General features: G+C 36.7%; 11 protein-coding genes, 2 tRNA genes and 1 other annotated feature. Of the genes, 8 read left to right on the forward strand and 5 right to left on the reverse strand.

All coding sequences use genetic code 11. The annotated features are described in order from the left end of the window. Positions 1-398: 398 nt before the first annotated feature. On the forward strand, positions 399-1,475 hold the full coding sequence (locus tag Q0Y84_RS11520) for a YcaO-like family protein (protein WP_195923485.1): 1,077 nt from the start codon (positions 399-401) through the stop codon (positions 1,473-1,475). Positions 1,476-1,631: 156 nt separating this feature from the next. On the opposite strand, the gene asnA is transcribed toward Q0Y84_RS11520, so the two are convergent. After that, entirely contained in the window at positions 1,632-2,645 is a 1,014-nt protein-coding gene (gene asnA, locus Q0Y84_RS11525) for an aspartate--ammonia ligase (protein WP_297953859.1), read from the reverse strand. A 66-nt stretch (positions 2,646-2,711) separates the two neighbouring features. Continuing rightward, positions 2,712-2,957: a binding site (T-box leader), on the reverse strand. 122 nt (positions 2,958-3,079) lie between these two features. On the opposite strand from asnA, the gene Q0Y84_RS11530 reads away from it, so the two are divergent. Beyond that, positions 3,080-4,138 carry a MupG family TIM beta-alpha barrel fold protein gene (locus tag Q0Y84_RS11530; RefSeq protein ID WP_297953861.1) on the forward strand — a complete coding sequence of 353 codons (1,059 nt, stop codon included), beginning with the start codon at positions 3,080-3,082 and terminating at the stop codon, positions 4,136-4,138. A gap of 78 nt (positions 4,139-4,216) precedes the next feature. Here the strand turns inward: Q0Y84_RS11530 and Q0Y84_RS11535 are convergent. The 3 genes from Q0Y84_RS11535 to Q0Y84_RS11545 form a co-directional block, all read right to left on the reverse strand. After that, positions 4,217-4,290 (reverse strand) — tRNA-Pro (locus tag Q0Y84_RS11535). Positions 4,291-4,298: 8 nt separating this feature from the next. After that, positions 4,299-4,372 (reverse strand) — tRNA-Arg (locus Q0Y84_RS11540). 197 nt (positions 4,373-4,569) lie between these two features. After that, a complete protein-coding gene (locus Q0Y84_RS11545; protein WP_297953863.1) occupies positions 4,570-5,562 on the reverse strand; it encodes a GMP reductase in 993 nt (330 codons plus the stop codon). 198 nt (positions 5,563-5,760) lie between these two features. Between Q0Y84_RS11545 and Q0Y84_RS11550 the strand changes: the two genes are divergently transcribed. The 4 genes from Q0Y84_RS11550 (at position 5,761) to Q0Y84_RS11565 (ending at position 9,396) form a co-directional block, all read left to right on the forward strand. Continuing rightward, on the forward strand, positions 5,761-7,050 hold the full coding sequence (locus Q0Y84_RS11550; RefSeq protein WP_297953864.1) for an adenylosuccinate synthase: 1,290 nt from the start codon (positions 5,761-5,763) through the stop codon (positions 7,048-7,050). A 3-nt stretch (positions 7,051-7,053) separates the two neighbouring features. Beyond that, a complete protein-coding gene (purB, locus tag Q0Y84_RS11555; protein ID WP_297953866.1) occupies positions 7,054-8,352 on the forward strand; it encodes an adenylosuccinate lyase in 1,299 nt (432 codons plus the stop codon). A gap of 89 nt (positions 8,353-8,441) precedes the next feature. Then, positions 8,442-8,801: a hypothetical protein gene (locus Q0Y84_RS11560; protein WP_297953869.1), complete on the forward strand. Its 360-nt coding sequence runs from the start codon at positions 8,442-8,444 to the stop codon at positions 8,799-8,801. A 103-nt stretch (positions 8,802-8,904) separates the two neighbouring features. After that, positions 8,905-9,396, forward strand: a complete 492-nt coding sequence (locus Q0Y84_RS11565; RefSeq protein ID WP_297953872.1) for a hypothetical protein — start codon at positions 8,905-8,907, stop codon at positions 9,394-9,396. A gap of 503 nt (positions 9,397-9,899) precedes the next feature. On the opposite strand, the gene Q0Y84_RS11570 is transcribed toward Q0Y84_RS11565, so the two are convergent. Next, a complete protein-coding gene (locus tag Q0Y84_RS11570) occupies positions 9,900-10,931 on the reverse strand; it encodes a YdcF family protein (protein ID WP_297953875.1) in 1,032 nt (343 codons plus the stop codon). A 111-nt stretch (positions 10,932-11,042) separates the two neighbouring features. Here Q0Y84_RS11570 and Q0Y84_RS11575 point away from each other — a divergent pair, with 111 nt between their 5' ends. Together Q0Y84_RS11575 and Q0Y84_RS11580 are read left to right on the forward strand one after the other, a co-directional pair. Beyond that, positions 11,043-11,675: a hypothetical protein gene (locus Q0Y84_RS11575; protein WP_297953878.1), complete on the forward strand. Its 633-nt coding sequence runs from the start codon at positions 11,043-11,045 to the stop codon at positions 11,673-11,675. A gap of 14 nt (positions 11,676-11,689) precedes the next feature. Further along, positions 11,690-12,037, forward strand: a complete 348-nt coding sequence (locus Q0Y84_RS11580; protein WP_297953880.1) for a hypothetical protein — start codon at positions 11,690-11,692, stop codon at positions 12,035-12,037. Positions 12,038-12,084: the final 47 nt, after the last annotated feature.

Genomic DNA, 12,084 nt, shown 5'->3' on the forward strand with positions numbered 1-12,084 from the left:
CTACTTTGATTAAATAAATAATTAAAAAATCAATTTACGAGAAAGATCTATTTACACAAAAGATTTGACAGTTTCGTGGAATTCAGAACAAATTCAACATATGGATATGCTATCTTCAATAAGTCACGTTAGGAGGAATAAGTGTTCCGGTCATGATCCGAAAAATATTCATGAATTGGGGTTACTGCTTTCTTGTACATTTAAACACATGTACGTAGTATTAATTACAGATGACTTATTTAACAAGCCTTTATTGACTGCTAGATGTTTTAGTGATGAATTAATATCATGCGTTGTCCCCAAATTTCAATTATTGAAATTAATTTCTAATAATTCAATTAATTTTATAAGTTTAAAAGATGTAAAAAATAAGGTAGATTGTCCAATAGTTTAAAATTATGTCAGAATTAATAAAAAATCTTAGAATTTCAAATTCTATTTTTGAAAAAGATACAAGTACAATAAAAATTGATGGCTTTTTTAACGCTTTACTTGGTGTGGCTAATAAACTTACTTTATCTGATTGTTTAAAGTCTGGAATGGGTGAATTTACAGAAAGGTATATTGAATTACATCCATCTAATAAGTTAAAAAAAGTTGCTGCTTTAAATATCGTTGATAATAAAATCAATTTTATTGATCCTCAGAAAGTATATTTATTAAGAGATACGGAGAATTATAATATTAATTCTTTTATTGACTCAAGTGGAACAGCTTATTTTACTAACGTGGAAGATGCGATTAAGAAAGCTTTCTTTGAATTTATAGAACGACAAAGCTTGGTTTATTCGTTTTTACGGGAATGGCCAGGTAAAAAAATTAATAAGAGAGTTGTCCACAATCAATTAAAGCCGTATTCTAAATTTAAATTTTCCAATTTAATGATAAATGATATCTCAATAATAAAGGATATATATGTTATTCTTTTTGTGGGTATAAATAGAAACTCATATAATGTAGGTTTGGGAACGGATTTTAATTTGCTAACAGCTATAAATAATGCTTTAGCAGAAGGGATGGGGAATAGTCCTTTTTATGTTTCAGATAATGAAATAAAGAAGAGAAACAAATTATTAAATACTTTAGATTATCACTTAAAGTATACTGATTTACAAAGCATTGAGTCTTATTCGATGATATTTTCAAATTGGTTAACCCCTAGATATATATTGAAAAAGTTTAATTATTTAAATAAAGCTAGTGTGCTGGAAGGTAAAAAGAGAGACTTGGACATTTCTTCAAGCATAATAGAAAAAATAAAAAGAATTTCTATGGAAAATTCAATAAACCCCAATCTTACATTTTTAAATGGTAAGTCCAAAAATATAAGAGGTACAGTCATGCATTTCTCTGCTAAAGAGGCATATCCTCATATTTTTACTCCATTTATAAATCCAAATAATTATAAAATTTCTTATCTTTTACATTCAAATAATAATTTTCCAAATAAATATAAATATTTACCGTTTCCTTAAAGTGACTATACTAAACAAAATCTAGTATTATTAGATGATAATTTAGATGAATGATTGTCTAACTCAGCAGCGTATGAATTTCAAATGAGTACCAAAGTATCTAAAAAAGCTATTAGGTTTGTTATGCCTAACAGCTTTTTCAATGCATCAATATATTTACAGCAACTTAATATCGTCTGCTTCACATGCTTCAATCATGTCTTCTGGCCAAATAGAAGCTTGCACCTCACCGATATGAGCCTTACCCAAAAGCAACATACACAAGCGAGATTGACCGATACCGCCACCGATGGTATATGGTAGTTCACCCTTCAAAAGCATTTGATGGAATGGCAATTTCTCGCGGTCTTCGCAATGTGCCTTCTTCAATTGTTCACGTAAGCTTTCTTCGCTGACACGAATACCCATTGAAGAGATTTCAAGCTTGCTTTGTAAAGGCTCGTACCAGAAAATCAAATCACCGTTCAATTGCCAGTCATCGTAGTCTGGTGCACGGCCATCGTGTGGCTCACCACTGCGCTTTAATTTATCACCGATTTTCATAATAAAGACTGCTTTTTCTTCCTTAGCAATCTTGTCTTCACGTTCTTCTGGTGAAAGATCAGGCCAGCGGTCTTCTAATTCTTGAGTAGTAATGAATGAAACATGGTCAGCTAGGCGATAAGTAGAGCCTGGGTAGCGTGCAGACACCAGTTTTTCAGTTTCTTTAATTGCTTTAAAAACCTTGTTAACGGTAATTTCCAGAGTGTCAGTATTACGTTCTTCCTTACGAATTACTTTTTCCCAGTCCCATTGGTCAACATAGATGGAGTGGAAGTTATCAAGATCTTCGTCACGGCGAATGGCGTTCATGTTGGTGTAAAGACCTTCGTGCATGCCGAAGCCATAACGCTTCAGAGCTAATCTTTTCCATTTGGCAAGTGAATGAACTACTTCAATTGTGTCATCCTTAGGCATTGCCTTCATGTCAAAGGCAACAGGACGCTCAACACCATTTAAGTTGTCGTTTAAGCCGGTCTTTTTTTCGACAAACATTGGAGCTGACATTCTTTGTAAACCTAGAATTTCAGCTAGTTTATCTTGGAAAGTTTCGCGAATGAAAACAATAGCAGCTTCAGTATCGCGGACAGTTAATGTTGGATGGTAGTCTTTAGGTAAAATAAGTTCCATAATGATCCTCTTTCTATCTAGAAAAATTTAGTTGAGAGTAAAGAAAAAGCCCTTCGCTCCCTTAAAAACAGGGACGAAAGGCTTTTTTCCGCGGTACCACCCAGATTGTCTAAATATAGACCGACTCATGAAGCACTATCATGCTCCACCGGCGTGGTAACGTACCGGAGACGTCTCAACCTACTATAAGAAGTATTAGTTCGGTGAGCTGCTAAAAGTGTTTTTCAATAATCCAGGGTCTATTAGTTTCCCACTAGCACTAATTCACTGGAAAGAATTAGATTATTTACTCGTCTTTTTCATAGCCTTTTAATTTATTTATATGTATTTAACATTATTTTTTAGAAAAAAGCAAGTAAAAAATGTAGTAAGATATTTAAGAAAGCGTTTAAACTATAAATATAAAAGAAATTAATAAACTTTAGAGGATAAAAATGTTAGGTTTTTCTGTTTATCTGGGACATGAATTAACGTCCGAGAATTATAATTATTTGCTGACGATGCGCAATAGTGGCTTTACTTGCGTCTTTACTCAGCTTACTGTACCTGATACCGATAGTGCGACAATTTTAAAGAGACTAGGCGATTTAACCAATTGGTGCCAAAAATTAGATTTAAAAATTATTGCAGATGTCACAGCTGATGACTTAGAAGATTTGGGAATTAATATTAATAGCGTTGAACAAATTAAAAGCCTGAATTTAACCGGGATTAGGGTAGATCATGGCTTTTCTACTGATATTATCGCCAAGCTGTCTAAAGAGATGCCAGTGGTGCTGAATGCAAGTATCATCACGCAAGAAAATATCGATGATTTAAAATATAGCAACGCCAACTTTGAAAAGCTAACGGCAGGGCACAGCTTCTATCCGCGGCCTGAAACAGGACTTGATGCCCATTGGATGCAAGAAAAAAATAAATGGTTGCAACAATACGGTCTGAAAACAGCAGCTTTTATTTCAGGTAATGGAAAACTAAGAGGCCCGATTTTTGCGGGGTTGCCCACGCTAGAAAAGCAGCGCTATGAGAATCCGTTAGCTGCTATTTTGGAATTAAAGGATTATAACTGTGATCACGTTTTTGTTGGAGATCCACAATTGACGCGGGATGCAATTGAATCGATTACAAATTATCAAAAGCAGGGAGCAATTACCTTGCACTTAGATACAGATATTCCGGAATTGTTTGGCAATGAATGGCATAATCGTCCTGATGTAGCGCGTGATGTTGTCCGGCTAAAAGAAAGCAGAAAAAAGATGTTTCTGCCAACAGAGCCGCAAGACAATATCTATGCTCGTCCTACAGGTAGTGTAACAATTGATAATAATTTATATCCACGTTATGAAGGCGAGATTGAAATTACTAAGCGTAATTTGCCATGCAACGAGAAGGTAAATGTTTTAGCACAAGTTAAGGACTATGACTTGCCACTATTGAAGTACGTCGATTCTAACACACAAATTATTTTCAGACGTGCGACTAAAGGTGCGTAATAGAATAAAGTATTTCCTTGGAAATACTTATTTTTGTGTACGAAAAAACCGTACTTCATAAGAAGTACGGCTAAACTATCGGGAAAACAGGATTCGAACCTGCGACCCCCTGGTCCCAAACCAGGTGCTCTACCAAACTGAGCCATTTCCCGTTTTTAAGTGCGCCCTGAAGGATTTGAACCTTCAACCTTCTGATTCGTAGTCAGACACTCTATCCAGTTGCGCTAAGGGCGCGTTTATCAACGAAAACTAGTATAACACAATTTGAGATTCTGTCCAATTATTTTTAAAAAATAAATCAAAAAAAGCCGAGTCATTGACTACCCTTCAATAACTCAGCCTATATTATTCTATCGAAAAAAGATAGATAATACTATATTATCGTAATCTTCTTAACAAGAAAATAATTAAAATGAAAAATTTTATTAAAATTACTTGTCACCGTCAAAAATATTGTCTTTAACAATGACATAATCAACTAACTTAATAGAATTGAGATCGCGGCCACCAGCATATGAAATGGAGGATTGTAAGTCTTCTTTCATTTCATTTAAAGTATTTTTAATTGAACCACGGTATGGCACCAGCATTTGTTTGCCTTCGACATTTTTATAGGCGCCTTTTTGGACTTCTGAAGCAGAACCCCAGTATTGCTTATAAGTTTTGCCATCAATTTTAATTACGTTACCAGGAGATTCTTCATGACCAGCAAGCATTGAACCGATCATGACCATCGTAGCGCCAAAACGAACGGATTTTGCAATGTCGCCATTATGACGAATGCCACCGTCAGCGATTAACGGCTTAGAAGCAGCCTTGCTGCACATCCGTAAGGCTGCTAGTTGCCAGCCGCCTGTTCCAAAGCCTGTCTTTAATTTGGTAATACATGCTTTACCAGGACCAACCCCAACTTTGGTGGCATCAGCACCCGCATTTTCAAGTTCGCGAACAGCTTCTGGAGTTGCAATATTGCCAGCAGTTAAAAATGAATCAGGCAATTTTTCTTTGATGTATTTAATCATTTTGACTACATAAACAGAATGACCATGGGCAACATCAATCGTGATATATTCAGGCTTAAGGTCTTCTTTTACTAATTCATCGATAAAGTCGTACTCGCTATCTTTAATGCCGACTGAAATAGAAGCAAAGAGACCTTTTTCGTGCATCATTTTAATAAAAGGGATCCTTTTTTCTGGTTCAAAGCGGTGCGTGACATAGTAATAATCATTTTGAGCTAGCCAAATAGCCAGCTTGTCATCAATCACACTTTCCATGTTAGCAGGTACAACTGGTATTTTAAATGTTCGGTTTCCAAACTTAACGCTGGTGTCGGCATCACGGCGGCTTTTGATAATACCTTTATTAGGTATAAGCTGGATATCATCGTAGTCAAAGGCTTCCATACTAAAGTAGTTACTCATTTGAAAATTGCTCCCTTTAAATTTTGTCTAGTGAACGAGACCTACTATATGGGAATATCTAGCACTTGTCAATATAAAAATCGAACTATGAAAAAAATAAAAATAGAATAATTCGTATTTTACATTGACTAATAAAATTTAAATTGCTAGACTATCATACGTAATATTTATAGAGATTTTTTATGAGGTGAATTTCAAATGACAGCAGTCGCAGTTGTAGGGAGCCAATGGGGCGATGAAGGTAAAGGAAAGATTACTGACTTTTTGAGCAAGGATGCTGCAATGGCAGTTCGTTCAAATGGTGGTAACAACGCAGGTCATACCATTGATATTAATGGTCAAACTTTCAAGATGCGTTTAATTCCTTCGGGTATTTTTGCAGCTAAGGACAATACAGTTATTGGCAACGGCGTTGTAATTAACCCAGAAGTAATGTTTGGCGAATTAGAAAATCTTGAAAAGAGTGGCATTGATGTCAGCGGTTTGCGCATTTCTAACCGAGCTCACATCATCATGCCTTACGACATTAAGCAGGATGAATATCAAGAAGAAGCAAAGGGTGCTAATAAGATTGGTACTACTAAGAATGGAATTGGGCCAACTTATATGGACAAGGCTTCTAGAATCGGTATCCGCGTTTGCGATTTGCTTGAGAAGGACACTTTTGAAGAAAAGCTGCGCGCTAACCTTAAAGTAAAGAATGAATTATTTACCAAGGTTTATGGCAAGCCAGCACTTAAATTTGAAGATATTTTTGATAAATACTATGAATATGGTCAAAGAATGAAGAAGTATGTAACTGATACATCTGTCTTAGTAAATGACGCACTTGACCAAAACAAGAAGGTTTTATTTGAAGGCGCACAAGGCGTAATGCTTGATATTGATGAAGGTACTTACCCATTTGTAACCTCATCTAACACTATTTCAGGCGGTATTTGCTCAGGTATCGGGATGGGCGCTAACCGTCTTGATACGGTAATTGGTGTCTGCAAGGCTTACACTACTCGTGTTGGTGCTGGTCCATTCCCAACTGAATTGCTTGATGAAGTTGGTGACCGTATTCGTGAAACGGCTCATGAATATGGTACGGTTACTGGTCGTCCACGTCGTGTTGGTTGGTTTGACTCTGTTGCTTTGCGTCACTCAAAGCGTGTTGCAGGAATTAACGGCTTAAGCCTGAACTTGCTTGATATTTTCTCAGGCTTTGACAAGATTAAGATTTGTACTGCTTACGAACTTGATGGTGAAAAGATTGATTATTACCCAGCAAGTTTGAAGGAACTTTACCGTTGTAAGCCTGTATATGAAGAACTTCCAGCTTGGGATGAAGACATTACACAAGTTAAGACTTGGGATGCTCTTCCAGAAAATGCTAAGAAATTCTTAAATCGTATTTCAGAATTAGTTGGTGTTCCATTGGTAACTGTTTCAGTAGGACCAGATCGTGAACAAACTATCGTTTTGAAGAATCCATGGGAAATGTAATTTATGCTTGAACGTTATACTCGCCCAGAAATGGGAAAAATTTGGACTGATGAAAATAAGTATGCTGCCTGGCTTGAAGTTGAAATTGCAGCAACTAGAGCTTGGGCAGAACTTGGCGAAGTGCCAGAAGCCGATGCAGAAAAAATTGCTCAAAATGCCAGTTTTACCGCTGAACGTGTAGCAGAGCTTGAACAAGTAACGCATCATGATGTGGTTGCTTTCACCAGAACAGTTTCTGAAAGCCTTGGCCCAGAGAAGAAGTGGGTTCACTTTGGTTTAACTTCAACTGACGTAGTTGATACTGCGCAAGGAGTTTTGCTTAAGCAAGCTGATGAAATTATCAGAAAAGATTTACACGAATTAAAGGCAACAATTGCTGAAAAGGCTAAGAAATATAAGTACACAGTTGAAATGGGTCGTACGCATGGTGTTCAAGCAGAACCAACTACTTTTGGTCTGAAGCTTGCGCGTTGGTATGCAGAAATTAACCGTGATATTGACCGTTTTGAACATGCGGCTAAAGGCGTAGAATCCGGTAAAATTTCTGGAGCAGTTGGTACTTTTGCCAATGTGCCACCTGAGGTAGAAACAAGCGTAATGAAGCAATTGGGCTTGACCCAGCAGCCAATTACCAGTCAAGTTTTGCCACGTGACTTACACGCTGAATATATTGCTATGCTAGCTTTGATTGCCACTAGTATTGAAAACTGGGCGACAGAGATCCGTGGTTTGCAACGGAGTGAAATTCATGAAGTTGAAGAACACTTCCGTGCCGGGCAAAAGGGCTCTTCTGCGATGCCGCATAAACGTAATCCGATTGGCTCAGAAAATCTTTGTGGAATGGCACGGGTAATGCGTGGTCACATCGTTACGGCATATGAAGATGTAGCGTTATGGCATGAACGTGATATTTCTCACTCTAGTGCAGAGCGGGTTATCTTGCCTGATACGACGATCGGGATCGACTACATGTTGCACCGTTTCAACCGGATTTTAACTAATCTGGATGTTTTCCCAGAAACGATGTTAAAGAACATGGATCGGACTTATGGCTTAATTTACTCACAGAGAGTTCTGCTTAAGTTAATCGATGAAGCAGGTTTGTCTCGTGAAAAGGCTTATGACATGGTTCAAAAGTTGACTGCCAAGTCATGGAATGAGCAAAAACAATTTAAGCCACTAGTTGAAAATAGTGAAATTATGAATTACCTTTCTAAAGAAGATATTGATGATGCGTTTGATTATCATTATCACTTGCGTCATGTGGATGATATCTTTAAGAAGTTGGGGTTGGATGATTAGACAAAGAAGCGTTTGGAATTTTCCAAGCGCTTTTCTTCTGCATCGATAATCCTGTTATACTAGTAACATAATTACATGGGAGAAGAATAATGAAAAAAGCTTTTACTTTTATTTTTAGATTACTAGTGTTGCTGTGTGGCCTTGCTTTAGCAGGCTTCATGTTCTGGCAATTGTTTACTGATGCGTCAATGCTGGATGTTGATGTGCAAACTAAAGGGCCAGTTATTGTCGTCATCTATAGTTTAGTCGCATTAATTGTTTTGGGTGCGGCAGTGAGCTTTTTCACTGATAAAAATATGGGCTCAACGATCTTTTTGGGTGGTTTATTGACGGTGATTGCGATTATTTTATGGATTAACAATCAAGATTTGGCTGATATTTATCGCTGGTACTTTATTTACGGTCTGCTAGTTTCACTGCTTAGTCCCTTTTTTAGAAAAGAAAACTAAAAAAATAAAAAGATCTTCATTTCCGAAAAAATTTTTACACTTTTTTGCGTAATAAATATATAGAGGGTAAAAACTCTCAGATTTTTAGAAGTGAGGATTTTTTATGTTGGATAATGAATTTTCACCAGCAATGGTGGATCACTTAGCTGCTGGAATTATGAAGAAGTACAACGATCAGCTTCTTTCATCGGTGCAAAGAATGTTGCCTGAACTTAATATTCAGGAGGTAAAGTCACTTGATGATCCAAGTAGAAACGTTTTAGATGAAAAAGCAATCGTGCACGTGATCGCACGAGACAAGCAGCGCAATAAGTACGGATTAATCATTCAAGTAGGGTCGCAACAGCCCGGAGAAAATATGCTGGAAGTTGCAAACGGTTATCAAGAAGAGATTCTTTTGAGTGGATTGGGCTGCCCAGAAGAAGAGTTTAAAGCGACATATGTTGTCTTTCTTTGTCGGATTGATCCTTTTGGCAAGGGAAAGCCTCGCTATGATTATTTTGGTGGTAAGTATAATAAATTAACTCACCAAACTTCTTCAGCACCAAATGTGATTTTCTTTAATTTGGAAAATGATAGTAATGGATATTTTTAGTAAAAATTAGTGCAATTCAATTATTTTTTGTTTTTTAATTACATAGATTTGTTGGCAAAATTGCGTTAAAAACTTACGGTTGTAGGATGCGATGATGCAGGGTCAACTACCCTAGACTGAAGTCTAGGGCTTAGTGGCTCGTTAGCTTGCGCCAACCAGAACACCAACTTGCTTAGATACGGATTTGACTTACCAGCAGTAATCTTTTGACTATTGCCGATAGAGGTCGTCTAATTACCAAAGCCTTTTAAGTCCGCGAGTTGCCAGCGGACTGCAGCCTAGCTTAGGCTGCTTTTTTCTTTTATTTTAAGATTCTGCCACTTGCCTAATCCTTTTTCTAAGATGTTCACGGCCGCATTCCAATCGCGGATATGGTGCGTTCGACAGATTGGACAAGTCCATATAGATTAGGTATTTATATTTTACAGGATAAGCGAACATATGTATCTATTTTTAAAATAAAACAATAAAAAACGCTAAGTTAATTGACTTAGCGTAAAATTTTAGAAATGAAAGACAGCAGCAACAACCATGATAACTGTCAAGCAGCCGATGATAGTCAATTGCATCTTTTTGGTAATTGCGAGATATGCAATGAATTCACGAACAAAAGCGTTCAGCGTAAAGTACCATTTAGTCTTGGCGCCGTAACCAATACATTTTAAGCCTTGCCGTTTTGCCAAAACCAGTGCGCGATAGACGTGATAAGAATTAGTTACAATGCAAAAGCGGCTATTTGGCTTCATCAATGCATGGGAGAACTGTAAGTTTTGCTGAGTAGTTTTTGACTTATCTTCAATAATGATATCGTTTTTATTAATTCCCAGCTTCTCGGCGTAAGCTGCCATGGCAACGGCTTCCGGAATTTCTTCACTAGGTCCTTGACCACCGGACATGATTAACTTCGAGCCGGGATTTTTTTGATAAATTTCTATTCCCCGGGAAATTCTAGCAGCTAAAAGTGGCGTAACTTTTTTACCCATAATTCCAGCACCTAAAACGACAACGTAATCTAGGTGAGGAGTTCGCCAATTAATTAAGTTAAGCCATGATATTAAGGTGTACATCATCATGATGGTTACTAAGTAAATAATCACTAGCCATAGAAAAATGTAAGGATAGGTTAGCCAAGTATTATGGCTGAGATGTCCAATTTCAGGATAAAGAAATAAGAAGAAAATAATAGCAATGCCCATACCGAGAGAAAGATAGTTAGTCCAGCGATTGCCTTCTTTAAGGATAATTTTAATGCCATCATAGAAAAACATAATGGTTAAAGTTGCGGCAAAAATTACCGTAGCGGCAGTGACTACAACCAAGCCGATTACAAATAACGGCAGAATCCAATCTTTGTAATGGGGATCTAAGTCAGCAATGTTAACTAAAATTCCCACACCTAAAAGTAAGAAACTAAAAAGAGTAATCACAAAACTGAAACCTGCCCATAGCGAACGCCGTTCATGGGTCATGATCCAGATAAAGCGCGCTAAGCATAATAGAAAGATTAGCGTAGTGACTAAAATAGGATAATTCATAATTTACCTCGAAAAAATTTTTATTATTTAAATTATAAAGGTACTAGACATGGTTTGAAAAGTGTAATACAATCTCACATAATTAGATATTTATTAAAAAGGAGTGAGAATATGAACGGGAATATTAGTGACCACATGAACAAAACAGAGTTGAAGCATTGGTTTAGTGAGCGGAAGTTTAGCCGTCGGGTTCTGTATTTTGAATTGGCTTATGTGATAGTTTTGCTATTTACCTTGTTGTTTGATTTTAAAGTTTTCATGCATTTAATTGCGTTTCAAGCTATTGCTATTTTGATCTATTACTCAATCGGCGCCTTTCTTGATCGAGGAATCGTAGTTAAAAAACGCGATACTTTCTGGGAAACCATTACTAGCATTAAATTCACTAAAACGGTCTTTCTACGTTTGTTTGAATTCATGCTTTTTTGGACAAATATCGGTGTGAGCGTGGCCTTTGCCCGCCAGCTTTGGACAGATATTTTACAAAAACCACTCACTGGTAATTTTGCTAATCTGTTAGAAAATGCTTGGCTTGTTGGGGATGGTCTCATTGTCGTTTTACTCTTTTGTGCTGAAGTAGGTATTTTAGGCGGTAATCGCAAACTGCTGAAAGTTGCCAGTGTTTTAACTTTTATCCTGTCACTATTTTTGCTGTGGATACAACCAAGCATGCAATTGGCAGCTGCTATCGGTCTTGTAGTTAGTGGCGCTAATTTTGGGTTAAGTTTTTGCCGTAAAATTTAGTAGGGATGAATCTTATGCAAGATCCTAATTCGAAGACTTTTCAAATTATTTTTAAAAATAAAAAACGATTGCATTTCTTTCTCTATGCGGAACTTATCTACGCCTTAATTCTGTTACTGACAGTAATTTATGCCTTCCCAATCTTTATGCGGCTGGTAGTGATTCAGTTTGTAGTAATTGCAATCATGTTTATTGGTTCAGGGCTATTGAACTGGTATGACAAAAAGACAGGCAGAGCCGTCGTAGAAAAGAAAGATCGTGAATTTTTCTTAAAGAGCTCTGAATTGCAAAATAAAGTTGATAAGATTGAGAATGCATTACTTTGGCAAAGGATGAAACTGTCAAATCTTTTGTGTAAATAGATCTTTCTCGTAAATTGATTTTTTAATTATTTATTTAATCAAAGTAG

Source organism: uncultured Lactobacillus sp., from assembly GCF_947367125.1.
Lineage (GTDB): Bacteria > Bacillota > Bacilli > Lactobacillales > Lactobacillaceae > Lactobacillus.